The following is a 25,838-nucleotide window of genomic DNA, read 5'->3' as shown; positions in this document are numbered from 1 at the left end:
TCCGCCGTCGGTCTCTTGGAACAATAAGATGTTAGAGCATATCAGAGCGGGCAACAACCTACGGGTCTTTTTTGGGCGGTCGGTTTCAAATCGCGTCTATGCCTGATAATTAACAATGAACGTGTTTTCGACTCTGTGGCGCATGAGTGAGGGCCGTGTATTGCCGCCATCCACTAAAGACGCAAAGAAAACACTTAGTCAACTGAGGTATCCGGGACCTGACCTGATGGCCCGCTTCTGGTCTCCGGGGCTAATGATAGATCAACGTCTTTGGTCTTCTCCAACAAGAACTTCCGCCGGCGTTCAACAAAGTTCTTTAACCCCTTCGTCTTCGCGTCGTCGGACGTAGCCTGCAAGAATCCCTCGGTTGTGCCTAGTTTCTTCGTGTCGGCAGCGACTTCGTCGGCAATCAACTCGCGGTACTCAGCCACGACAGGGCCAAGCTGCTCCCAATCGAGCGACTGTTCGGCAATCGTGCGTACGGCTGCCAAGTAGCGCTCCCTTAGTTCCGGCACGGCGAGCAATTTACTCCGTAGGGGTGTTCGCTCGTTTTCCAAGCCGACAAGCGGGTCCAAATCTGCGCCCCCTTCGCGCGGTCCGCCTCGTCCACCTCCTGGCGGGCCAAATCCTGGGGGTGGTCCCATCCCTGGTGGACCGAATGGTGAGCCACCCGGCGGTGGTCCCTCGGCACGTCGGCCATCGGGAGGGCCAAATCCTCCCGGCGGACCGCGACGGCCTCCCGGCGGTCCATGACCTTCGCGCAATGCTTCGTTCATGTCGTGTGGGATCAAATGGAATCGCCCGTCGGCATCGAGAAATAGACTGTAATCACTCGCCCGCGTCCAATAGCCGTCGCTATTGACCAGAGCCACGTCGAGCGCCAAAAACCATAGCGTCGATTCGATATCCAAAATCGGTTCGAGTTTGGCCTGCAACTCTTCAGGGGGCGTTTCTTCCAAGACGCGGCACAATTCAATAAGTGCTTGCCACGATTTCTCGTTGTCTTTTGATTTGATCTCGTAACGTTCGCGATAAGGTTCGATCTCTTCGCCCAAGTATCTCAGGCCGCCATCGCCGTTGGGGCTGCCGCTGACTTTCCAGCGGGCCCCCTTGGCCTTGGCATAATTCGCTTTGAGAAAATCTTTGTTGAACTGCTCGACGTTGCCGTAGATGCCCCAATTCTCGCCATTGATCACAACGCGGACCAAATTGGCTCGCGGAGCGGGAACATATTGCCTAGCGATGTGCGAATATAATGCGGAACTCAACATCGAGTCGTCGCCGTTGAGATTCAATAAATTCAGCGTCTTGTAGCCATCGAGTCGTTGATCTTCATGCACGTCGTCCAGCGAGAGATTCAGTGACCGCTTATACCCGGCGGGAACCATAAAATAAGACGACTTGCCGCGGTAGTGAACGCCGACGTCACGGTATTCCTGACCATCGACGATCAATTTCGCGGGAACATCCACGTCGGTGTTGTAAAAGGCGGCGAGTTCTTCTTGCCAATCGTCGTTCTCGAAGTTCAAAAACAGCGTGCGCAACACGTGGGGATCATAAAGACCTGTCTCGGAGGCATCCGTCACATCGCCGGGAGAAATAGCATCACCTGGTTCGGGAGGCTCCCGGTCGTTGCGGGGACCAAACCGGGGCCCAGGTCGCTCGCCTGCCGGGGGCATCTCCTCGCGAGCCGCGTCACGCTCGGCACGATTCAAACGTCCATCGCCATCTTCATCAAACTCAGCCACGAGCTTGCGTTCTTGCCCCATTGGTCCGCCGGGACCACCAAATCCGGGTCCTCCAGGGGGACCAAAGCCCGGTGGCCCAAACCCTTGGGGCGGCTGGGCGATAAGCGATGTGGCGAATAGGCAGGCGACGATCAGAGCGAACACGATGCGCATGGCAAGTTCCTTTTAACAAGCAAGCCGGATCGTCTCTCTCACTAGATCGGGGTCGAGACGACCCGGCTTAACTCGATTAAACCGCGCTGACCTACGAAAGTTTCGCCGTACTTACTCGGCTGCTTTCTCAGACTTCTCCTCCAAGGGTGGCATTTCCTTGCGATCGGCACTCAAGTGATCACCAATCCCTGGCACGCCGTCGGCGCCCACGGGGACATGAATGCTCGAACCTTCAAAGTCTTTGCCGACCGGTTCGAATTTCCCACCAAGTTGCTCGGCCAGAAAGGCTTCAGTCACGGCATTGAACGACATACGATTCGGTTCGTTGGAAAAACCGTGACCTTCGTCGGGATAGAGGACATAGGTGACAGGAATTTTCTTCGATTCCATCGCGTCGACGATTTGGTCGGCTTCGAGCTGCGTCACTCGCGGGTCGTTGGCCCCTTGGCCGATGAGCAGCGGCTTGACGATCTTATCCACCAACGTCAGCGGCGAACGCTTGAGCAATTCCGCACGACCTTCCTCGGTGTCGACATCGCCGACGCGGACTTTCATCACCGGCATGAACGGAATCCAGTAAGGCGGGACGTTCTCAAGCAGCGTCACCAAACTCGACGGGCCGACAATGTCGACGCCGCAGGCAAACACGTCGGGCGTATAAGTCAAACCGACGAGCGTAGCATAACCACCGTAGCTGCCACCCATGATGGCGACCTTGTCACGTTGAGCAATGCCTTTGTCGACGGCCCAGTTCACAGCGTCGATCAAATCTTCATGCATCTTGCGAGACCATTCACCGTTGGCGGCGTTGACAAAATTCTTTCCAAAACCGGTCGAGCCACGGTAATTGACGCTCAATACGGCGTAGCCGCGGTCGGCCAACCATTGATGCGAGCTGTTAAAGCCCCAATCGTCACGCGCCCAAGGACCACCATGCACGTCGAGCACCAAGGGGACTGGCTTGTCGGGAACACCATCGCCATCAGGATCGGAACCTTTGGGTAAGGTTAAATACGAAACCAGATTTAGCCCATCGCGACTCTTGATGATGGGACTGTGCATCTTGGAAAACTCGTAGTTTTCGAGATCGTCACGACTGTTGAACAGGAATTTAGCATCCTTTTTGTCGCGGTCGTAAAGATAAAACTTGATCGGACCGTCATCGAGCAGATAAGCCACGGTCCAGAGCTTGTCATCCAGCGTACGACTCGTGACCAGCACTTCGCCATCTTCGACGGTCGCCAGATAATCGAGATCAGCGCGAATCGCTTCGTCGAGAATCTTCCATTCGTCGCGGGTGTAGTTAAAGCTCACGGCCTGGATAGTTTTTTCTGTGGGATGGGTCATCACACTCCCCACATCGGCGCGGGGATCGTCGGCGATGAGCTTGGTTTCGCCGGTATTGAGATTCAAAGCGTACAACCCACCGGTATCGCGATTGCGGCTGTCTTGCAAATACAGCACATCGCCCGTCTTGTCGAAGCCTGCGGGGCCCGTATTCATAGCATCTTCAGGACCGGTGGTGATGAACTCTTCCCATTCGGCCCCTTCGCCAGTTTCGCCCGGCTTCTTGGGCTTCATCAACGCGGTGCCGCCATCGGGGGTGTAATTGAAGGCAAACCGCACATTGAAGTCGTTGTCAGTAACGTAGGCGGCAACCCCTTCATTCTTTTGCACGAGCTTGCGTTCGCCCGTTTCGATGTTCACGCGCCACACGTCGTGAAGTTGAGGAATGCGATCATTGAGTCCAATCAGGATTTCATTGGGGAATTTGTCGCTCGTGTCTTGAACTTGAGCATGAATGTTGTCGAGCGGCGTGAGGTCTTTGGTTTCGCCCGTATCGACATTCGTGGAATAAATGTGCCAGTTCTCGTCGCCGGCCTTGTCCTGTGTATAAAGGATGTGATTACCTGTATAAGCCCAGTAGTAACCGCGAATGTCGCGAATCTTGTCGTTGGTCACGGGCTTGGCTTTGGAAATATCATCAATCGGAGCCACCCAGACATTGAGAATCCCATCCACTGGGGCGAGGTAGCTGAACCATTTGCCATTGGGACTGACGCGGGCACTCGCACGCTGGGGATTGCCAAACAAGACACTGCGGGGAATCAAGGTGGGCTCCTTGGCTGATTTGATTTTGGTTGGTGTTTCCGCGGCAGTTACATTCATCGCACCGCCGAGCGCGAGTAAAACCAGAAAAAGTCTGCTGGCCCACTTCCGTGGGCTGGGAATTTCAAGATAAGCATATTTCATGCGGATTCTCCGTAGACATGACAAGGCAAGGAATCGGGTATTGTTTCGAGTTTTTTGTATTGCCACAAGCGCACAATTAATTTCGCCAGCCCAGGCCCCGCGGTACACTAAACAGCTTCAGATTTTCCACGCCGCGAAACGTCCACGATGCGTCTGAAATTGTCAGAATCTGGGTTGTCGAGAGCTAGGGCCAGCGATCATGCGCTGGCCGCGCAGCCTTTGCTACTCATGGCTGTGGCATTCGCTTTGGGCATCGTGGCCGATCGATTTGGCTCGGTGTGGTTTGAATCTCGTACGGCCAGCGATTGGTGGGCGGCGGCGGGAATCGCAACCGCCCTGGCGATACTTCTCTATCACGGCCATTACTTGCGTACGTCGCTCGTAGCGCTGCTGTTCGCCTGTCTATTTTTGGGCGGGTCTTGGCGCGATCTGCGGTGGAATTATTGCGCTAACAACGATCTTGCCCGTTACGCGGCGGCCACGACCGAGCCGGTTTGCCTGAAGGCCACCGCCACGACTCCATCGAGTTGGCGACCCGCCGCGGAAACAACACCTTTGCGAGCGATACCAGCCGAGCCTCGCAGTGAAGTCGAAATTCAGGTGACACGCTTGCGCAACGGCACAAGATGGCAGCAGGTCAGCGGTACGGTGCGATTACGGGTCAACGGCGTGCTGCCCGAGATTACGCCGGGGGATCAGTTGCTCATCTACGCTCGATTGAGTGAGTTGAGACCGGTGATGAATCCAGGGCAGTTTGATTTCTCTCTCGCCGAGCGCGCGACGGGACATCATTGCGAATTGTTCACTCAATCACCCGCCTGCGTGTCGGTTTTAGAGCCGGCAAGTTCCTTGTCGCTGGGTACCCGGCTGACTGCAATGGGACGTTCGTGCCAACGACAAATCGCTCGCTATGTTGGATTCGACCAGCAGACCATGGCACAAGCGCTGACCTTGGGCGTGCGTGGAGAACTCGACGACGAAACCATGGACGCCTTCATGAATACGGGGACGATTCATTTAGTCGTCGTTTCCGGCATGCACGTGGGCCTCATTGCCGTGTTGGTTGGGCTGGTTGCAAGTTTTCTGCCTGTTTCACAGTCGACAAGGCTCGCTCTGATAATTTTCTGCGTCCTGGCTTACGCAGCCATTGTTGGGCCGCAACCTTCTGTCGTCCGTTCGACAATCTTCGTGGTCTTCTCGTTGCTTGCGATTGTCGAATTTCGGAGGCAGAATACCGTGAACTGTCTTGCCGCAGCGGCTCTGCTGGTAATGGTCATCAATCCAGCGGAACTCTTTCGCACGGGAACCCAATTAAGCTTTCTCGGGGTAGCTGCCGTAGTCGCTTCGATTACCTGGCTTTGGCCGCACGACAATAACAATCCCTTGGACCGCATGATCGCCAGCTATCAAACTTGGCCGGAAACCATTTGGAATGGATTCAAGCAAGAAGTGTGGCTCGTATTTGTGGCGTCGATCGCTGCTTGGATCGTGGTGACACCGTTGCTGCTTTACAACTTTAATATTATCAGCCCGTCATCGTTTGTGCTAACGCCACTCGCTTGGCTGCCGATGTCAATTGCTTTGGTTTCCGGGTTACTGATTTGTACGGTCGGATTTTTGTTTGCTCCCATTGCTTGGCTACTCGGGAAAGTCTGTGGAATCTGCCTACTACTGAGTGAATGGATCATTGAACTGGGCAGCCGAGTGCCGGGCAGTTACGCCTACTTCGCGGGTCCAACGCTGTGGTGGCTTGTCGTATTTTATGCCGCGCTGGCTTGGTTTGCTTTGCTCCCCCACTTGCGGCCGAAACTTAAGAATCAGGCTGCGCTGGCAATGCTTTGGATTGCATTCGGCCTTGCCGTTTCGACTTGGAATCATCGCGCCAGCGATCAACTGCAATGCACGTTCCTTTCGGTGGGACATGGAACGTGCGTTGTCTTGGAATTGCCCTCCGGCGAAACTTTTCTTTACGACGCGGGCAGTTTGGGCTCGCCGGAAGGAACCACGAACATCATTTCGAGCTTTCTCTGGTCGCAAGGCATCACACACATCGACGCCGTGGTGATTTCGCATGCCGACGTGGATCACTACAACGGCCTACCCGGATTGCTGGAACGCTTTTCCGTGGATCAAATTTTCGTCTCACCTTTGATGTTCGATCCCTGGACAACGCAAGGCGAATTGACCGCACCCAACTTTTTGAAAGAAAAAATCACTCAGGCAGGCGTACCGCTGGAAGTCGTTTGGATGAACGATGTCCTGCCCATTGAAGACGAACGGGTGAACATCGAAGTTCTGCATCCGCCCCAATTCGGCGTGGCTGGCCTCGACAACGCCAACAGCATCTTGCTGTTAATAGAATTCGCAGGACAGCGATTTCTATTGCCGGGCGATTTGAAATCTCCTGGAATTGAAGCCGTGATAGCCGAAGCCCCGCTGGACGTCGACGTGTTGCTCGCCCCGCATCACGGTAGCAACAACAGCGACCCGCCGGGTTTCGCCAACTGGTGTACGCCCGATTGGGTCGTCCTCAGCGGCCGCTATCAACCTACTCAAACCCAATTTACCACGGCCTCGTACAATGAAGCGGGAGCCCAAGTCTTTCATACTTCGCAAGACGGTGCGGTCGAGTTTACTGTCAGTTCTGCCGGAGTCGTTTGGCACGCATTTCGCGGCAGTTTCTTGCATAACAAGTAATTCAGGCTTTTTGACGCCCTATCGATAAACACCCAAAATCCCTATGCTTTCTAGGTTGGCGGGCTTGTGGCAACCTGAAGCGGCCAAAACCAGCCATTGATTGCCAGGGGTTAGTCGGTAAAGATTGTTGTATCGAGACAACTTCTTGAAACTCGATATCAACAGCACTTTGCATAAGTTTAAGGAACAGCAAACGTGTCGACGGAATCTTCCTCGCCCGAATCCAATAATAATCATCCCCATTGGCAGCAACGGGCCGCTGATTATCAGGCCAGTCTCAAACAATCGGGCACAGCCGCGATGGCAGCCGCCAATGCCGCCTACCTCCGTGGCAAGCAAGCCTTCGATGAACTGGGGCCAAACTGGCCGATCGTGATTTGGATCGCGGTGGTTCATGTCCTCGCCGTGATCGCACCGTTCTTTTTCACGTGGCCCGCACTTATTACTTGCGTGATTCTGGCATTTGTTACCGGCAGCTTTGGTGTCTGCATGGGTTATCATCGCTTGCTTACACATCAGAGTTTTCAAACCTATCGTCCGATCCGCTGGCTACTCGCGTTCCTCGGAGGCTTATCAGGCGAGGGCTCTGCGCTCACGTGGGTGGCTCAGCATCGCAAACACCACGCACATAGTGATGAAGATGGCGATCCTCATTCGCCCGTGCACGGCAACTGGTGGAGCCATCTGTTGTGGTTCATGCCGGACTTTGGACGTAAGTGGCACAAAGATCTTTTGAGCCGCTATGCCCCCGATATTACCAAAGACAAAGTCATGGTTGTTCTGCACTATATGTTCTTGCCCTCGCACTTCTTGCTGGGTGGCGTTCTCTATGCCATGGGCTATTTTGGTCCCGAAAGTTGGGGACTCGGCTCGGCCTGGGCTGGGTGGTCGATGGTCTTTTGGGGTCTGGGCGTGCGGATGGTCTATGTGTTGCACGTCACCTGGTTCGTGAATTCCGCCACGCATCTGTGGGGCTATCGCAATTACGAAACGACCGACAATAGCCGTAACCTGTGGTGGGTGGCGATCCTGGCCTGGGGTGAAGGTTGGCACAACAACCACCACGCCTATCAGCGAGTTGCCAGCCAGGGCCACCGCTGGTGGGAAATCGATGTCACCTATTGGTGCATTCTACTAATGGAAAAACTGGGTCTGGCTTGGGATGTGATTCGGCTGAAAGATGTCCGTAAACAAGCCGTGTAACAGCGTTTCTCAAGCCGAGCTTTAGTCTAAGCCGGTGGAGAACAAAAAAGTATACAGCTTTCCTCTCCCTGTTTATAATGGGTGGATCAATCCCACTCGTTCACGCTTGCTTTTCACAACTTTTCCAGAAATACGACTCATGATACGACCTACTTTTACTTGTTCTGCGCTTATTTGTCTCTGCGCACTCTTGTTTTCTAGTTCTACAACTTCGGCGCGCGAAGTGGTTGCTTTCTGGGGATTTGTCGACGATTACGACTTCACCAGCAATCCCAACAAACAGGATTTTGCAGCCGATGTGGATGCCACAGTAGCTGACAATGCCAACTTGCAAGCCTTTTTGGGAGTCGCAAATAGCTTAGACAACAATGGCGGAACAGGTTTTGTCACTTATACCTCACCCACCAGCGGCGATTTCTTCGATCTCACCAACACCCTCAAGTTTGACGATATCAAGGGGGGCGGTAGCAACTTTGACATCGGCGGCGTCAGCACTTTTCAGGTCGACAAGAACGATGGTGCAGGACCATTAGCTGATAACTTTGGTAACGACGCGCTCCTCTATATCACGCTCGACGGCACCGGTTATGAAGATTTTGAAATCCGTTTCGATGTTGAAGCAACTCCGGGCGAGTTGCCCCCTTCATTCGACATCTTCTTCCGCACGGGCGGAACGGGCGGCACCTGGTACCGATTATTAGCGCAGAACAACGTACCGCTGAGCTTCATGGATTACGTTCCTGCTGACCCCGAGAACCAATACGCAGACAGCGGAGTTATTTCGCTTTCTTCGATCCTCAATGGCGCTTCGATCGAACTCATCATCAACGACTTCGTCGAAGGGAATGGCAACGATGAGATGGAAATCGACAACATAGAAATCACGGCGAACCTGACCGTGCCAGAACCATCGACGCTTGGTCTGCTTGTCGTTGCCGGCTGTGCGATGATGACGCGGCGTGTGATGGCTTAGAAATTAAAACTACCTTGAATTATTCAACAGCTATTTCGCCGATTGAACGAGCAATACGCCATACATCGTAGACGATGGCGGTATCAACGTCTGCCAGCACTTCAAACTGGATGCCCAAGGGCAGTGCAAATCCAACTCTTACCGTCTCTTACCGTATCGTAGCGAGATTCACCGAAACCATGAGGGTCCGTGGCTAAGGCGCGATCAAGATCTCTCGCTGCCTCAACACATTGATCACGATCTTCTCGGTTCGCAAATATTGCCTCAAGACGTTCTTCAGCTTGAGGCGACCAGAAGACCCTGTAGCTCATTGGATTCCAAGTCGGTTAAGAATCTCATCCAGGGGCTTACCAGTCTTCACGCTGCGCAGGTTCTCTGTTTCGGCAATTGAAAGCGGCGGTTCAAGCCGCAAATCTTTGACGGGTGGATGAGCGGGTAGGGGCGAAAAAATGCCCAAAGCCCTGCCATTGCTGTCACGGACAATGGCTTGGCTGGCGAGTTGGCCTAGTTGATCGCCGAAGGATTGCGCGACGGTGATTTCTTGCATGGTTGAAAATGCTCTCGCTCAAAAGGTGATGCCTCCCGTAATCTAAAGAGGTGCTATTCAACGTACCAGAAAAGAGCACTTCGATGGCCTTGAAGCACTGCTAAATGGCTGCCACATGTTCAATTTACACCCTTTTCCCCATATTTTTGCGGTTGCCAGCAGGCCAAAGATCGCTAAATTAGAGGGGTCGTATTTTAATTTTGTAACACGTAGAGTAGGTAGGAACAGCCGCAACACTATGTCACTGAGGTTCGCTGGATAAGCTGGCACTAGAAGCAACGGGCTTCGGGTTGGCGAGACGAACCGTCTAATCTCATCGGTGACAGGCTGGCAATAACAGTTCAAGAGTAGGAAAAAATGTCGGTCACGAAAGAACGCAAGCAGGAATTGGTCACTGAGTATGGGCGCGGTGGGACGGATACGGGTTCTCCCGAGATTCAGATTTCCATTCTGACAACCCGCATCGCCGAGTTGACCAAGCACTTGCGCGAGCATGACAAAGATCATGCTTGCCGCCGTGGCCTGCTAACTATCGTCGGCAAGCGCCGCCGTTTGTTGGATTATGTTAAGCGCAAGAATCCACAAAAGTATCTCGATCTGTTACGCCGTCTGGACATTCGCAAGTAATCTGGCGCAAGTAATCCGAGCGTAAACTGCGGGCACAATTCATCGCCACGCATCCGACGGTGTTACTTCGTTCTGTAATGAGTTTAGGCTCTCTCTCGCCGCATGCCGGTCGGCTCAGAGTATTCACGCACTTTTGCGCGAATCTCTCGCCAATCCTTGATTGAACATGCGTTATTGGCTTTCCCAAAAGTAGGAAGAAAACATTGAGCAATAAAATTCGCGTTGAAAGACAAATTGGCAACGGCACGTTGAGCATTGAAACCGGTTATCTCGCCAAGCAAGCGGCGGGTAGCTGTCTCGTCCAATACGGCGACACCGTAGTCTTGTGTGCCGCCGCGGGTGGCCCTTCTCGTCCCGGTACTGACTTCTTTCCGCTGACTTGCGATTATCGCGAGCGCACTGCCGCGGCAGGCAAATTCCCCGGCGGCTTCATGAAGCGTGAAGGCCGGCCCACGACCAAAGAAACGCTGACCGCCCGTTTGATGGATCGCCCCATTCGTCCGATGTTCCCCGAAGGATATTTCGAGGAAGTTCAGATCCAAGCGTTCGTCATGTCGAGCGATAAGCAAACCGATGGCGACGTGTTGGCCATGAATGGTGCCAGCGCTGCGTTGTGCGTTTCGCCGCTGCCGTTCTCTGGCCCTTTGGGTTCGGTGCGTCTGGGTTATATCGAAGGCCAATTTGTGCCGTTCCCTACGCAAGATGATTTGGAAGTCAGCTCGCTCGACTTGATCGTCTCGGGCACGAAGGATGCCGTGCTGATGATCGAGGGCTTCTCGCGCGAGATGCCCGAAGACGTGATGGCCGAAGCGATTATGACGGCCCATCGCTATGTGAAAGAGCTTTGCGAACTGCAAGAAGAATTGGCCCAAAAGGTCGGCACGGAGAAGGTTCCTTACGAAGCGGCGCCTTCGGATGGCTTGTACGACGTCATCATGGAGAAATATGGCGATCGCTATCGCGAAGCTAATTTGATTGACGGCAAGCATGCACGACACGACGCCGTTGTTGCGATCAAGGAAGAGGCCGTCGCGGCTTTGATTCCTGATCCGAAAGCCGAAGGGGCTTATACGCTCGATTCGTTCTACAAGCAGTGGCACATCTTGGAAGAGAAGCTCACTCGCGAGCAAATCCTTAATGGCACCCGCTCCGACGGTCGCGCCAGCACGGAACTGCGTCCCATTCATTGCGAAGTGGACTTGCTCCCCCGCGTGCATGGTTCGGCGGTGTTCCAGCGTGGTGAAACCCAAGCGTTTATCACCGTTACGCTCGGCACGGGCCGCGATGAGCAACGCGTTGACGGTCTGTTCGACGAATACACCAAGCGGTTCATGCTCGACTACAACTTCCCATCCTTCTCGGTCGGTGAATGCCGTCCGATTCGTGGTCCTGGTCGCCGCGAAATCGGCCACGGTGCGCTTGCCGAACGGAGCGTGAATCCCGTACTCCCCGATCACGAGAAATTCCCATACACGATCCGCGTGATTTCGGACATTTTGGAATCCAACGGCTCGAGTTCAATGGCTTCGGTCTGCGGTGCCACGTTGGGCTTGATGGCCGCGGGTGTGCCGATCACGAATCCCGTCGCCGGTATTTCCGTGGGTTTGATCAAGGAGGGTGACAAGTTCACGCTGCTGACCGACATCATCGGCAACGAAGATCACTTCGGCGACATGGACTTCAAGATCGCCGGCACGCAGAACGGCATCACGGGTATCCAGCTCGATCTTAAGATCAAAGGCATTAGCGAGGAAATCATCCGCGCGACGTTAACCCAATCCCGGGAAGCGCGGATCGAAATCTTGCGGAAGATGCTCAGCGCGATTCCCCGTCCTCGCTCGACCACGGCTGAATCGGCCCCACAGTTGTTGCGTACGAAGATCGACCCCCAGAAGATTGGCCTGTTGATCGGCCCTGGCGGCAAGACGATTCGCGGTATCCAAGAAGATGTTGGTTGCACGATCGACGTCGAAGAAGACGGCACGGTTACCGTCGCTGCCGCCGATCAGGCTTCCGCGGAAGAAGGCTTGGCCCGCGTGGATGCCCTGACGGCCAGCGTACAGGTCGGCAAGATCTACAACGGCCGCGTGACGAGCATCAAGGACTTTGGCGCGTTTGTTGAAATCCTGCCCGGTCGTGACGGCTTGTGCCACATCAGCGAACTCTCTAACGAGTACGTCGGCAGCGTGGCCGACATATGCTCGGTTGGCGACTCGATGAAAGTGAAAGTGATCGCCGTCGACGAGCAAGACCGCGTGAAGCTCAGCCGTCGTGCTGCGATGGAAGAGCTCAACGAAACGGTCGATTCGGCTGCTGAATAGCATCCGAACCAATATCGAGAATGCTTATCGCTCAACGCTCGGCACTTGCAGGGCGTTGAGCGTTTTTTGTTGTGTGATCCAGAAGATTAGCGTTCCTGCCTTAATTCCCAGCGTGATGTCTCCAGAAATGGGAATATATCCTCTATCATACTAAGCATGTCGCACGAACCAGCCAGCATCGGTACCGAGCAAACCTCCGAAGCCGTCAAGCGGCTGATGGATCAGTACACCGAGATCGCGCGGCTCGCGGGAGCCTTGGCTCACGAGATCAAGAATCCTCTCTCGACGATTCGGCTCAACATGGAACTCCTTGCCGAAGATTTAGAGGAAGCCCAAACTCCCGCACAACGCCGCGCGGCCAAGCGGATCGACGTCATGCAGCGTGAATGCCAACGACTGCAAGATTTGCTGGATGATTTTCTGCAATACGCCAAGGTGCGGCATGTGCATCTGACGCCTACCGATCTCAACAAGGAAATCGGGGATACGCTCGACTTCTTTCAGCCTGAGGCCGCGGAAGCGGGCGTGGAGATCGTGCGTTATCTCGATCCTGAGTTGCCGACGGTGCTATTGGATCGCGAAGCGTTTCGAGGTGCGCTATTCAATTTGATCCTCAATGCCAAGCAAGCGATGCCCGAGGGGGGGCAACTGATGGTCCGCACCGCCGCAACCAACGGCAGCGTGGCGATCCACTTGATCGACACGGGCATCGGCATGGACGACCGGACCGCCGCGCAAATGTTTGATGCCTTTTTCTCGACCAAGCCAGGGGGATCGGGATTGGGCCTGCCGACCACGGCCAAAATTATCGACGCGCACAATGGCCGCATCACCGTGCAGAGCGAAGTAGGACACGGCACGCAAATCACGATCGAACTGCCTATCCCCGCGCGATTGACTCAAGAAACCCGCACCATCGATTTGACTCCGTCGTCGGTCGTGACGCTACCGACTGACTATTGACCGTTGTCCCACGATTTTCCAAGATTGCTTTCACACCTTTTTTAACGCTTCGAGTATTCATGGCTGAATCCCGAACTACCACCGCGACCACGGGCCCACCGATTCGGGCTCTAATAATCGACAACGATGCTGCGCACGCCGAAACGATGGCGGACAGCTTATCGCGGGTCGGCTATCAATGCACGGTCGCGATCACGGGGACAGAAGGTGCCAAGCTGCTTGAACAGGATACGTTCGAGATCGTAATCAGCGATCTCAAAATGCCCGACGTGGGCGGCCTCGAAATCTTGGCGATTTGCAAGGATTTGCAGCCCGATGCCGAAGTGATTCTCGTCACGGGCCACGGCACGATTCAATCGGCCGTCGAGGCGATGCAGCAGGGGGCCTTCAATTACTTGCTCAAGCCGCTCGATTTGAAACAACTCCGCGCAGTGGTCGACAACGCCGCGCGCAATCAACATCTGCGCCGCGCCAACGCGGAGCTGAGCCGTCGGCTCGACGAAAAATTTGGCTTTGAAGGGGTCATCGGCAACAGTCCGCAAATGTATGAGGTGATCGACCGCTTGCGGCGGATCGCCCCCACCGATGCCACGGTGTTGATCCAAGGGGACACCGGCACGGGCAAGGAATTGATCGCCCAGGCAATTCATCAAAATAGCCCACGTAAGAGCCGCCCGTTCGTGGCCCTCAATTGTGCCGCGCTGAGTGAACACATTTTAGAAAGCGAGCTCTTCGGCCATGTGAAGGGGGCATTCACCGACGCCAGCGCCGACCGCGTCGGCAAGTTTGAATATGCCCACGGGGGAACATTGTTCCTTGATGAAGTGGGGGACATGCCACTTCCCACGCAGATCAAGCTGTTGCGAGTTTTGGAAAGCAGCGAAATCACTCGCGTGGGCTCGAATGAAACAATAAAAGTCAACGTGCGAATCATCTCGGCTACCAATCGTGACCTGGAAGAAGCGATCCGTGCCGGCACGTTCCGCGAAGATTTGTATCATCGGCTGAAAGTGGTGACGATCACTTTGCCGCGTTTGCGCGACCGCACGCAAGATATTCCGCTATTGATCGATCACTTCATCAAAATCCACAGCCAACGGCATCACAAAGAGATTAAGAGTATCACCACCGCCGCGCGAAGGCGGCTGATGACGTATGATTGGCCCGGCAACGTGCGGCAACTCAAGAACATCATCGAAAGCATGATCGTCGTCGACTACGATCAGGTGCTCGACGTCGATGATTTACCGGACGAACTTGCGGCGACGAATAACCACACTACCGTCGAAGTCGGCGGCCAAGGACTTTCGGGTTTGGTTGGCAAGTCGCTGGCCGATCTGGAAGGCATGTTCATCGCCGAGACGTTGGAATTCGCCGGTGGCAACCGCGAGGAAGCCGCGCGGATGCTCGGTATCGGTGAGCGGACGCTTTATCGCAAGATCAAAGAATACAATTTGTAAAAGGGGAAATGGGAAAGTGGAAATGCGATTCCCCTTTCCACTTTCAGATTTCAACTTTCGCTTATGCCCACAATCCGCCAACTGCCGACGAGTGTTGTTAACAAGATCGCCGCCGGTGAGGTGATCGAGCGGCCAGCGAGCGTCGTCAAGGAATTGGTCGAGAACTCGGTCGATAGTGGCGCGACGCGGATTGATATCACGGTCGAGCAGGGCGGGGTGGAACTCATCCGCGTTGCGGATAATGGCTGTGGCATCGCGGCCGATGAATTATCGCTCGCCGTAGCCAGCCATGCCACGAGCAAGATCGCCGCAGCCGATGATTTGTTTCACGTCACGACGCTTGGCTTTCGCGGTGAGGCCCTCGCGTCGATTGCCGAAGTGAGCCGGCTGGTGCTTCGCAGCCGTCCCGGTGATTGTGAAGCGGGTGCGGAACTCGAAGTCGTGGGGGGCCGAGCCGAGCCGATTCGCCCCGTCGGCTGCCCCGTGGGAACGACGATTGAAGTTCGGCAGCTGTTTTTCAATACGCCGGTGCGGCATAAATTTCTGCGAACCACGCAGACCGAAATGGGTCACATCAGCGAAGCGGTCACGCGACTGGCACTCGCGGCCCCGCATGTTCACTTCACGCTCAATCATGGTACGCGGGTGACTCACGATCTGCCGGCGGTGAGTGATCTACGCGAACGCATTGCCGTGCTGTTCGACAAAGAAATCGCCAACGCACTGATTGCCATCGATAGCTCCGACGAACAGGTGCGGCTGTCGGGTTACGTGGCCAATCCCAGCCAAAGCCGTGGGAATAATCGACTGCAATACCTCATGCTCAACGGCCGTTGCATTCGCGACCGTTCGTTGCAGCATGCACTGGGGGAAGCCTATCGGGGATTACTGCTGACGGGCCGCTATCCGATTTGTTTCTTGAACTTGGAATTGTCCCCCGCGCTGGTGGACGTGAATGTTCATCCGACAAAGCTGGAAGTTCGCTTTCAAGATGGAGGGCGGATTTACAGCCAACTGCTGGGTACACTGCGCACGAAGTTTCTCACCACCGACCTCGTGGCCCGCGGCTCGTTTCCTGGCCAATCGACTGACAACGATGGTGAGCCCTCTGGTGCGAGTGAGCTTTACGCGTGGGCAAAAAACCAACTGAGCCGCACCCCTGAAGTGCAAGCGGAGTTTAATACCTTCGGTAGCAATTCGCCCCAAGGTTCGGCCGCCGAGGGTTTGCGTCTGCACACGCTCGAAGCATCATTTCGTGTCGCGCCCACGACTTCCACGCTCAGAGTCGATTCCTCGCCTGCCGCGACTCAAGCGGCCACAATCCCCGCCGCGCATTTTCCCGCGCGGGCGATTCAAATTCATAATCGCTACATCGTGGTGGAGAACCTCGACGGCCTGGAGGTCATCGATCAACACGCTTTGCACGAACGCATTCTCTACGAACAGCTCCGCGAAAAAGTCGCTCAAGGTCAGCTTGAAAGTCAGAAACTCCTGGTCCCCGAACCGGTCGACATGGCCGCGAGCGAAGCGGGGGCGCTACTCGAACATCGCGACGTGCTCGCGCAGCTTGGGCTGGAAGTTGAACCTTTTGGGGGTGAGACGGTCTTGGTTTCAGCTTATCCGGCGATGCTGGCCAATTTTAGTCCCCGGGAAGTCTTGGCGGGGCTGGTCGAGCAACTGCAAGCGGGCGGTAAGCAATTGCAATCTCGCGACCTGCTCGATGAACTTTTACAAATGATCGCCTGCAAAGCGGCGATTAAATTTGGGGATTCCCTCACCCCCGAGGAGGTCGACGCCCTGCTCGCCCAACGCCATTTGGCCCAGGATCACCATCATTGCCCGCACGGTCGGCCGACGGCCCTCACATTTACCCGCGACGAGTTGGACCGGCAATTTAAGCGGATTTGAATTGGGGCGGGGATTCTATCACAATAGAGAGTTCGTGCCGCTAAGCCGCGAGCGGCCACTGGCGGCTTAACGGCATACAACAAAATAGATAATTCGATAAATTCGTTGAAAGTTCTTTTCTCATGATTTGTGTTGCCATCGGACGCAGTCGTCACAAGCACATCATGGCCGAGCATCGCCATCTGGCAGAGCAGGGGGCCAATCTTGTCGAGCTGCGCTTGGATTATGTCGCCAGTAAGATCAACATCCGCCGGTTATTGGCCGAGCAAGGCGATTTGGATTGCCAGGTCATTATCACCTGCCGGCGGATGGAAGACGGTGGCAAGTGGTCTGGTACCGAAGAGGCACGGCAACTGCTCTTGCGCGAAGCCATTGCCGAAGGGGTCGACTACGTTGATATCGAAGAGGACATCGCTTCGCAGATTCCCCGCTTCGGCAAGACCAAGCGGATTATCAGCTACCACAATTTTCGCAAGACACCCGAAAACTTGCGCGAACTGCACGCCGAAATGGCTCAGCTTGATCCCGACATCATTAAGATCGCCACGATGGCCAACGACCCGCACGACAATCTGCGAATGCTCGAGATGATGCAGGAGAGCGAGATTCCCACCGTGGCGATGTGCATGGGAGACATCGGGACGCCGTCGCGGATCCTCGCCGCGAAGTTTGGCGCTCCCTACACCTACGCCACGTTCCATCACGAGCGAACCCTTGCACCCGGGCAGCTCAGCTTTCAGCAGATGAACGAGGTCTATCGTTACAATCACATCACACCGGAAACGGCCGTGTATGGCGTGATCGCCGACCCCGTGGGCCATAGCCTGAGCCCGCACGTGCATAATGCAGCATTCATGAACAAAGAAATCAACGCGGTGTACGTACCCTTTCGCGTACCCTCGGATGCGCTCGGTCAATTCATCCAAGATGCCCCGCGTCTCGGCGTGAAGGGCTTGAGCGTCACGATTCCCCACAAGGAAGCGATCGCCAAATACCTCACCAAGGTCGACCCCGCGGTTAAAAGCATTGCGGCGGTCAACACGGTCGTTTTCGAAGGCACGGAAGTCATCGGCTACAACACCGACTACAACGCGGCGATGGATTGCATTGAGTACTCGCTGGGAGAAATCGGCGCAAAGCCGAGCCCCGTCAAGAACAAGCGAGTGCTGGTCTTAGGCGCCGGCGGCGTGGCTCGGCCGATTGTTTATGGGCTCAAAAGTCGCGGGGCACTGGTCACTATCGCCTCGCGGACCAAGCAGCGCAGCGACCGGCTCGCTGAGGCGTTTGATAGCAAGGCCATCGATTGGGATGCTCGGCATCGGGCTCAATGCGACATCATTGTCAATTGCACCCCGATTGGCATGCATCCCAATGTCGATGAATCTCCCATCAGCAAGACGTTCCTCAAGCCTTCGATGTTGGTGTTCGACACGGTTTACAATCCTGAGTCGACATTGCTCATCAAAGATGCCCGCGCGCGAAATTGCGAAGTCATCACCGGCGTCGAGATGTTCGTGCGTCAGGCACAGTTGCAGTTCTTCTTGTTCACGCGGCAAGAAGCACAACCGAATCTTATGCGGGAAGTTTTGAAGAAGGCGATCGGCCCCATCGGGGGAGGTCGTTGATCGAATTCCCCGCTATGAACGATTCACGCCCCATCGCATTGATCGGATACCGCGGCACGGGCAAAACGACCGTCGCGCAGCTGCTCGCACGGCGGCTGGCATGGGATTGGATCGACGCCGATGTGGAAGTGGAACTCCGCGCGGGGAAATCCATCGCCGCGATCTTTGCCGACAACGGCGAACCAGCCTTTCGTGATCTCGAAGAACAAACCACGGCCGAGCTTTGCCGCCGCGAACGAACCGTTCTGGCGCTCGGTGGAGGCGTCATCTTACGCGAAACCAACCGTCTGGCTCTTGGTGAGTGCCAAGCCATTGTCTGGCTGCGGGCCACGGCGGAAACACTGGACGAACGGATTAACCAGGATGCAACGACCGCCGCAAGGCGTCCTAACCTGACTAATCACGGCGGACGGACCGAAATCGAAACCCTCTTGGCCCAACGAGAGCCATTTTATCGGGGGTGTGCTACGCTTGAGGTCGATACGGATAGTAAGGAACCGGCCGAGATTGCCGACGAAATTTTCGCGGCGGTCAGGACTCGGTAACTCAAGCATCTTTCCTAGCCGCAGGCGGTAGCCAGCGGTCAGCACTGTCTCGACCGCTGGCTACCGCCCGCGGCTATTAGCCATGGCGATTGTACTGGCGGCCATCTTTGTTTTAGGCACGGTGCTGGGAGCACCTGCGAATTGGGCCATCTATCGCTTGGCTTGGAACCCGCGTGAGATTTCTCCGTGGGGGCCAACTCCAAAGATCGCTAAGCCGCGAGCGGCGTGGGATCGTGTGCCGGTGCTCGGTTGGTTAAGGCTGGCGCGTGAGAGCGAAATTCATGGTCGTGGGTTTTGGATTCGGCCCATGCTTTTGGAACTTGGCATGGGTCTCGGCCTGGCGACGCTTTGCTGGTGGGAAGTGTTTCAGCGCGGACTCGTGGTTACTCAACTTGAAGACATTCTGTTACTCAACGCCAATCAACCAATCACGATTGATCCCAGCTTAATTCCCTTTGCAGCCGTTTGGCCAACGTTCCTCAGTCATGTGCTGCTAATTACGTTGATGGTTGCAGCGAGCTTCATCGATATCGACGAAAAAATCATCCCCGACGAAATCACCGTCCCCGGCACGTTTCTCGGTCTGATATTGGCCGCGTGCCTCCCTTTGAGTTTGCTGCCCATTGGGACCTTTCCTCTCGCCGTTCCATCGCTAGGAACTGAAGTACCACTTGCCCAACTTGCCCCTCAACTGACTGCGTATGTCGAACCCGCCACGCTTTCCGCACCCAATGTTTGGCCGGACAGCCTCAACGGCGCACCCAATTGGAAATCGCTCGTCGCGGGACTGGCCTGTTGGTGGCTGTGGTGTTTCGCGCTCACGCCGCGTATCTGGCGGGGGCGACGTAGTGCAATCAGCAAATTGAAAGTCATCACTCGCCGCGTGGTGCGCGAATTGACGCGGCCACCGCTGGGCGTGATTGCGCTGGTTGGGTCGCTGGCGATTGTCGGCGTTTGGCTGTGGGGCGAGGCCGCGTGGATTGGGTTACTCACCGCGCTGGTGGGGCTCGTTGTGAGCGGAGGGCTCGTTTGGATTGTTCGTCTCGTGGGCTCGGCTGCTTTGGGACGCGAAGCGATGGGCTTTGGCGACGTCACGCTCATGATGATGATCGGCACGTTCCTCGGCTGGCAAGCTTGTGTGGTTGTGTTTTTTGTCGCCCCGTTTGCAGGACTCGTCATCGGTCTTGTTCAAGCGGTCACGAAACGCGACGACGTGATCCCCTACGGTCCGTTTCTCTGCCTGGGCGCATTATTTGTGATGGTTTACTGGGCGACCGTCTGGAACCGCGTGGAATTCGCCTTCCAGTTAGGCTGGCTGATGCCGGCGGTGCTGTTTGTGTGTTTCCTGCTGTTAGGCGTGATTCTGTTTATCTGGCAGCAGATCAAAATCCGCCTCTTTGGCTGGGGAGAGTGCGAATAATGTGGTTCGCAAAAACATTAACCTGCCGAACACCAGAAGAATGGCTCGCCGCGTTGCCAGCGATTCGCGAGGCACGCTACGCCGTGATCGAAACATCGGCGGGCCGCCTGCAGGCCGTTCACTTGAGTTGGTTTCCCAAACTCATCGACCTGCCGGAGTTGTGGCCGGTTGCCAGCCGCTACCATGCCAAGGGGCGGACTGATCGCTGCCTGTTGTACTACAACCAACCCCGCTCTTGCCCGGGTTTTCTGGCCCTTAAATATTTGGTCTCCAGTAGGGGGACAAATTACGCCACTTGCCGCGCAGCGATTACCACGCTGGATGCCATTGCGGCCGAAAAGCAAATTGATGCGATTGTGTGCGATGCTGCCAATGGTCGATTGTCGGATCGACTACTAGCACGGCAAGGCTGGGAAAAGCACAAGCCGCAACGCTGGCATCGCAATTTCATCAAGCGATTCTACGGCCATTATCCGGCCGTCCGATTGCCTTTTGCTAGCAGTTGTTGAGCTGCTCTTGTTACTCCCGGCGGTGCTTGCTAACGTCCGCCCTCGCGCGAGGTCGATTCGCCGCACGCGCCGTCTGTTGCCCTTAGCAAAACATGCTCACACGCGTTCTGATCACTGTTGTCGGTCTCAGCTTATTCGCCACAAGCGGTTGTGGACGCATGGCTTCGAAGCCCAATGCGCAAGCCGCCGCAGCGGCTGATCAGCAAATGCAGCTCGTCGCACAGCAAAGTCAAGAATATCAAACACGCGCACAATCGCTCGATCGCGACAATCAAGAACTTGAAACTCTGCTTGCCCAATCACGGCAAAAAGTGCAGCTCCTCACCGATGAAGTGAGCGCCACGCGCGATCAACTTCGTTCGACGACGGATCAACTTCTGGCGATGCGGGATGACAACTCGCAGCTTCGCAATAAGACGTCGGCACTCATGGCCTCGGCCACGCAGCGCGAGTCGGGCGAGATTCGTGCGAATAACAGCATGACCAAGAATTTGAAGATCGCCGATATGCCCGGCGTGCAAATTCGTCAGGATGGCGATCAACTCCGCGTGGAGGTTCCCGCCGATCAACTTTTCATGCCGGGAAGCCCGTACCTCAAAGATGATGCGAAGCCGCTGTTGGTGAGCATCGCCACCGATCTCCGCCAGAATTTTCCCGAGCACATCGTGGGCATCGAAGGCCACACTGACGATTCGCCGACTCATTCGCAGCAGCATCCCAGCAATCATCACCTTTCCGCGGCCCAAGCCTTGGCCGTCTACAATGCCGTGATCGAACAGGGAACGATGCCCGCCGTGCAAATCTTTGTGATCGGCCACGGCGGGAACCACGCGGTCGTTTCTAATGCGACTGAAGAAGGCAAGGCGCGCAACCGTCGCATCGAGTTCGTGGTTTATCCCGAACGAATCGCCAGCCGCCCTTAGAAATGGCGCGGTTTCTGAGTTACAATGTGAACTTAGAATTTACCCAAGTGTCCGTCCATTGGCCACCGATTCGCTAAGCCGCAAGCGGCTGAAATTGTTTTACTCCACGGCAACCGCATGATCGCAATTATCGACTATCAAATGGGCAACCTCCGCAGTGTTCAAAAAGGCTTTGAACGCGTCGGCCATGCGGCGGCCATCACGAGCGATCCCAGCATTCTCGCAAAAGCCAGCAAGATCGTGCTGCCCGGCGTGGGAGCTTTCGCCGATGCCATTGCCGAACTGCATCGCCGCGAACTCGTAGGACCAATCAACGATGCCATCGAAAGTGGCAAACCGTTTTTGGGAATTTGCTTGGGCTTACAGCTCTTGTTCGATCGCGGCTTTGAAGATGGCGAACATGAAGGGCTGGGGATCATTCCCGGCGAGGTCCGCAAGTTTGATATTCCCTCGGAGTACAAAGTGCCGCACATGGGCTGGAATCAGGTGCGCTTTCAACGGCGTGCCCCCATCTTCCAAGGCATATCGAACGACGCTCATTTTTACTTCGTTCACTCTTACTTCGTTGTGCCTGAGGACAAAGGCGTAATCGACGGCGAAGCGTCGTATCCTGATCCCTTCTGCGCATCGATTTGGCGCGACAATCTGTTTGCCACGCAATTCCACCCCGAAAAAAGTCAGAACGATGGTTTGCGTGTATTGCGAAATTTCGCTGAGCTAAAGTAAATCCTGAACCACAAAGTCACGAAGAACACTAAGGAAAGTAGCTTTCGCTGACAGCTGAATTTTGCCGTCTTGATACTAAGGAAAAGCAGAACTCCCAAAATAAGTATCTCAAGACAAAACTGCATCAATCTAAGTAAATTACTTCGTGTTCTTGGTGCCTTCGTGGTAAATCTTGCTGACCCCGCTCCTTGAAATTCACGCATTTCTATGCGATATTTCAGTTAGGCACTTTTCAATTAGCACTCGGAAGTTGGTGGCATTACGATGCAGATATGGCCTGCGATCGATCTTCTGGGTGGTCAGTGTGTTCGCCTGCGGCAAGGCGATTACAACCGCGTGACGGTGTTTTCCGATAATCCCGTCGAATTCGCGCTGAAGTTTCAACAAGCCGGTGCTCGGCATCTGCATATTGTTGATCTCGACGGCGCGAAAGATGGCAAACCCACCAATCGCAGCGTGATTCGCGACATCGTGGCCGCGGTCGACATGGAATGTGAACTCGGCGGCGGCGTTCGCGATCAAGCGATCATCGAAGATCTCCTGGGACTTGGCCTGCATCGCCTCGTCCTCGGCACCAAAGCCCTAAAAAATGCCGACTGGTTTCGCGCGATGTGCAAAGCCTATCCCGAAAAACTCGTGCTGGGTATCGATGCCAAGGATGGCTATGTTGCGACCGACGGCTGGCTGGAAGTCAGCAAAATGCAAGCAATCGAACTGGCCGACTGGTTCCGCGATGTTCCTTTGGCAGCGATTGTTTACACCGACATCGCCACCGATGGCATGATGCAGGGCGCGAACGTCCCCGAGATGGCTCGCATGCAGCAGCATGTTGCCGTGCCTGTGGTGGCCTCGGGGGGCGTCACTACGCTCGACGACGTGAAGCAACTGGCCGAAGCCGGCATGGCCGGCGCGATTATCGGCCGAGCTTTGTACGAAAACACGATCAATCTGGCGGAAGCGATTCAACTCACCTCGGAGTCTGCAACCATGAACCCCTTAGTCAGAGGAGCAGAGCGCTAAAGAACTTACTTTTCAATTACATTATGACAGACGCGCGCCGCGGCGGCGGCTGGTGCGTTTGCTCAGTAGCTTTTCACAGGGAGCAATCATGGTCAGGAATGTCGCCGATATTCGGAACCTTGCGATTTGTGGTCACGGCAATGCCGGCAAGACCACTTTGGTCGATCAACTGCTCATTCACAGCGGAGCAGTGAACGGCAAGCCAAGCGTCGATGCCGGCACGAGCATCTGTGATTTCGACGAAGAAGAGAAACATCATAAGCACTCGATTGAATCGAGCGTGGTCCATCTCGATCACGCTGGCAAACGGATCAACATCATCGACTGTCCGGGCTACCCCGATTTCGTCGGCCAAATGGTCGGCGCCTTGCGAGCCGTGGAAACGGCACTCATCGCCATCGATGCCCACTCGGGCATAAAAGTGAACACGCGCCGCGCTTGGAACGAGGCGGGCAAAGCCGGTTGCGGCCGGATCCTGGTGATCAATAAGCTCGACACCGAGAATATCGACTTCCCCGGTTTGATCAACACGATCAAAGAAGTATTTGGCAACGGCTGTGCGCTACTCAATGTGCCAGTGGGCTTGGGGGAATCGCTCACAGGGGTCATTAACACACTGGAAGTCCCTGGCGATACCAACGGTGCGATCATGGATCCCAAGGCGATCCACGAAGCACTCGTGGAATCGATCATCGAAGTCGACGAGAAAGTCATGGAGCGCTACTTTGAAGGTGAAATGCCCTCCCAAGCCGAACTCAACAAGTTGTTGGTCCAGGCTGTTGCCGCGGGAAACCTCACGCCCATTGTGTGTGTGTCGACGAAAAAGGATGTCGGGGTTACGGAACTGCTCGACGTGTTGGCAACGGCCACGCTGCCGCCAGATAGCGTGGCACGGACTGCCGGTCGTAATGGCGATACCGTGACACTTAAGGCCGACGCCAAGGCTCCGCTGGCGGCACAGGTGTTCAAAACCCGTATCGATCCTTTCGTGCATCGTTTGAGCTTTATTCGCATTTATGCGGGTACCCTCAAGAAGGATTCGACGCTCGAAGCCAACGGCTCGCGCAAAGGAATCAAGATTCCCGCGTTGCTTAGCGTGCAGGCTCACGATACAGCCGCGGTCGATGAAGCGGGCCCGGGCGACATCGTGGCAGTGGCGAAGTGCGAAGACCTCCATACGGGAATGTCGCTGGGCGACGTCCAGTTGCCGCCGATCAACTATCCCACACCGATGGTGGGGTTGGCCGTCGCACCGAAAACTCGTGGCGATGAAGCCAAACTTTCTGGTGCGCTGCACAAGATCACCGAGGAAGATCCCACGATCCATCTCGACCATGATCCGGAAACCAAAGAAATGGTGCTCACCGGCATGAGCGAATTGCATTTATCGATGATTCGTGAGCGGCTCAAGCGGCGCGATCACGTCGAGGTCGATGCCAAGGAACCGAAAATCCCCTATCGAGAAACCGTGCAGACCGACGCCGAAGGAAGCTACCGTCACAAAAAACAATCAGGCGGGGCGGGTCAGTTCGCCGAAGTGCATGCGCGAATCTATCCTTTCCCCGAAGGCGCTAATCCTGAAGAGTTCGCCACCAAGGAACGCTTTCCCCATCTCAAATCGAAGCACTACCACGCCAAAAATAATTTCCTCTGGGTTGATTCCGTCGTGGGAGGCACGATCCCGGGTAACTTCATGCCCGCGATTGAAAAGGGTTTTCTTGAGCGGATCGGCAAGGGAGTAGTCGCTGGTTACCCCATTCAAAATGTTTGCGTGGAAGTCCACTTCGGCAAAGACCACCCCGTCGATAGCAACGAAACAGCGTTTCGCATTGCCGGGAGCCGCGTCTTCGCGGAGATTTTTAAACAGGCTCGCCCAGGTTTGCTGGAGCCGATTGTGAATCTGCACATCACAGTCCCCGCGGGGAATGTCGGTGATATTTCCAGCGATCTCTCGGGCCGGCGTGGCCAGATGGTCGGCATGGAAACAGTCGGCGGAGGTATGACCACGGTCGAAGCCAAAGCCCCACTCGCGGAAGTATCAACGTACGCCCGCACGCTCTCTTCAATGACGGGAGGGCAGGGGAGCTACACGATGGAATTTTCCCATTACGACGTGGTTCCCGGCAACGTCCAGCAGGAGATTATTTCCAAAGCACAAATTAAGGCCGAAGAAGATTAATAGAAGCCAAGAATCGCAATCGGGCGGCGAATACGCTA

19 protein-coding genes are annotated in these 25,838 nt (G+C 55.3%); 16 read left to right on the top strand and 3 right to left on the bottom strand.

Translation table 11 applies throughout. The features are described from left to right. Positions 1 to 194: 194 nt before the first annotated feature. The gene (locus AC6T8Q_RS06695; RefSeq protein WP_500678335.1) at positions 195 to 1,901 is read right to left on the bottom strand and encodes a CotH kinase family protein; all 1,707 of its coding nucleotides are present in this window, start codon (positions 1,899 to 1,901) and stop codon (positions 195 to 197) included. 111 nt (positions 1,902 to 2,012) lie between these two features. Continuing rightward, complete coding sequence (locus tag AC6T8Q_RS06690; RefSeq protein ID WP_500678334.1) at positions 2,013 to 4,154, bottom strand: S9 family peptidase; 2,142 nt, start codon at positions 4,152 to 4,154, stop codon at positions 2,013 to 2,015. 228 nt (positions 4,155 to 4,382) lie between these two features. Between AC6T8Q_RS06690 and AC6T8Q_RS06685 the strand changes: the two genes are divergently transcribed. From AC6T8Q_RS06685 to AC6T8Q_RS06675, 3 genes are all read left to right on the top strand, one after another. Next, positions 4,383 to 6,851, top strand: a complete 2,469-nt coding sequence (locus tag AC6T8Q_RS06685) for a ComEC/Rec2 family competence protein (RefSeq protein ID WP_500678333.1) — start codon at positions 4,383 to 4,385, stop codon at positions 6,849 to 6,851. Between the two features lie 195 nt (positions 6,852 to 7,046). Beyond that, positions 7,047 to 8,054 carry an acyl-CoA desaturase gene (locus AC6T8Q_RS06680; protein WP_500678332.1) on the top strand — a complete coding sequence of 336 codons (1,008 nt, stop codon included), beginning with the start codon at positions 7,047 to 7,049 and terminating at the stop codon, positions 8,052 to 8,054. Between the two features lie 223 nt (positions 8,055 to 8,277). After that, on the top strand, positions 8,278 to 9,027 hold the full coding sequence (locus AC6T8Q_RS06675; protein WP_500678331.1) for a PEP-CTERM sorting domain-containing protein: 750 nt from the start codon (positions 8,278 to 8,280) through the stop codon (positions 9,025 to 9,027). A gap of 307 nt (positions 9,028 to 9,334) precedes the next feature. On the opposite strand, the gene AC6T8Q_RS06670 is transcribed toward AC6T8Q_RS06675, so the two are convergent. Beyond that, positions 9,335 to 9,574: a hypothetical protein gene (locus AC6T8Q_RS06670; RefSeq protein ID WP_500678330.1), complete on the bottom strand. Its 240-nt coding sequence runs from the start codon at positions 9,572 to 9,574 to the stop codon at positions 9,335 to 9,337. Positions 9,575 to 9,931: 357 nt separating this feature from the next. Here AC6T8Q_RS06670 and rpsO point away from each other — a divergent pair, with 357 nt between their 5' ends. From rpsO to AC6T8Q_RS06605, 13 genes are all read left to right on the top strand, one after another. Further along, the gene (gene rpsO / locus AC6T8Q_RS06665) at positions 9,932 to 10,201 is read left to right on the top strand and encodes a 30S ribosomal protein S15 (RefSeq protein ID WP_496922303.1); all 270 of its coding nucleotides are present in this window, start codon (positions 9,932 to 9,934) and stop codon (positions 10,199 to 10,201) included. Between the two features lie 203 nt (positions 10,202 to 10,404). Next, a complete protein-coding gene (pnp, locus tag AC6T8Q_RS06660) occupies positions 10,405 to 12,522 on the top strand; it encodes a polyribonucleotide nucleotidyltransferase (RefSeq protein WP_500678329.1) in 2,118 nt (705 codons plus the stop codon). 156 nt (positions 12,523 to 12,678) lie between these two features. Then, positions 12,679 to 13,485, top strand: coding sequence for a two-component system sensor histidine kinase NtrB (locus AC6T8Q_RS06655; RefSeq protein WP_500678328.1), 807 nt, complete (start codon positions 12,679 to 12,681; stop codon positions 13,483 to 13,485). A 59-nt stretch (positions 13,486 to 13,544) separates the two neighbouring features. After that, a complete protein-coding gene (locus tag AC6T8Q_RS06650; RefSeq protein WP_500678327.1) occupies positions 13,545 to 14,945 on the top strand; it encodes a sigma-54-dependent transcriptional regulator in 1,401 nt (466 codons plus the stop codon). A 63-nt stretch (positions 14,946 to 15,008) separates the two neighbouring features. Continuing rightward, positions 15,009 to 16,853 carry a DNA mismatch repair endonuclease MutL gene (gene mutL, locus AC6T8Q_RS06645; RefSeq protein WP_500678326.1) on the top strand — a complete coding sequence of 615 codons (1,845 nt, stop codon included), beginning with the start codon at positions 15,009 to 15,011 and terminating at the stop codon, positions 16,851 to 16,853. 122 nt (positions 16,854 to 16,975) lie between these two features. Then, positions 16,976 to 18,478, top strand: a complete 1,503-nt coding sequence (gene aroE, locus AC6T8Q_RS06640; protein ID WP_500678325.1) for a shikimate dehydrogenase — start codon at positions 16,976 to 16,978, stop codon at positions 18,476 to 18,478. Positions 18,479 to 18,492: 14 nt separating this feature from the next. After that, a complete protein-coding gene (locus AC6T8Q_RS06635) occupies positions 18,493 to 19,023 on the top strand; it encodes a shikimate kinase (protein WP_500678324.1) in 531 nt (176 codons plus the stop codon). A gap of 82 nt (positions 19,024 to 19,105) precedes the next feature. Next, the gene (locus AC6T8Q_RS06630; RefSeq protein ID WP_500678323.1) at positions 19,106 to 20,443 is read left to right on the top strand and encodes a prepilin peptidase; all 1,338 of its coding nucleotides are present in this window, start codon (positions 19,106 to 19,108) and stop codon (positions 20,441 to 20,443) included. Beyond that, entirely contained in the window at positions 20,443 to 20,952 is a 510-nt protein-coding gene (locus tag AC6T8Q_RS06625; RefSeq protein WP_500678322.1) for a hypothetical protein, read from the top strand. The genes AC6T8Q_RS06630 and AC6T8Q_RS06625 overlap by 1 nt, the downstream gene beginning before the upstream one ends. Positions 20,953 to 21,044: 92 nt before the next feature. Beyond that, entirely contained in the window at positions 21,045 to 21,875 is an 831-nt protein-coding gene (locus AC6T8Q_RS06620) for an OmpA/MotB family protein (protein ID WP_500678321.1), read from the top strand. A gap of 117 nt (positions 21,876 to 21,992) precedes the next feature. After that, positions 21,993 to 22,601, top strand: coding sequence for an imidazole glycerol phosphate synthase subunit HisH (gene hisH / locus AC6T8Q_RS06615; protein ID WP_500678320.1), 609 nt, complete (start codon positions 21,993 to 21,995; stop codon positions 22,599 to 22,601). Positions 22,602 to 22,865: 264 nt separating this feature from the next. After that, positions 22,866 to 23,621 (top strand): 1-(5-phosphoribosyl)-5-[(5-phosphoribosylamino)methylideneamino]imidazole-4-carboxamide isomerase, encoded by a 756-nt coding sequence (gene hisA, locus AC6T8Q_RS06610; RefSeq protein ID WP_500678319.1) that lies wholly within the window; start codon positions 22,866 to 22,868, stop codon positions 23,619 to 23,621. A gap of 88 nt (positions 23,622 to 23,709) precedes the next feature. Next, positions 23,710 to 25,800, top strand: coding sequence for an elongation factor G (locus AC6T8Q_RS06605; RefSeq protein ID WP_500678318.1), 2,091 nt, complete (start codon positions 23,710 to 23,712; stop codon positions 25,798 to 25,800). The last annotated feature ends 38 nt before the right edge of the window (positions 25,801 to 25,838 follow it).

The organism is Bythopirellula sp. (assembly GCF_041737835.1).
In the GTDB taxonomy this organism is placed as follows: domain Bacteria; phylum Planctomycetota; class Planctomycetia; order Pirellulales; family Lacipirellulaceae; genus Bythopirellula.
The sequence above is the reverse complement of the archived record's forward strand: the minus strand, read 5'-3'. Positions and strand labels throughout refer to the sequence as shown.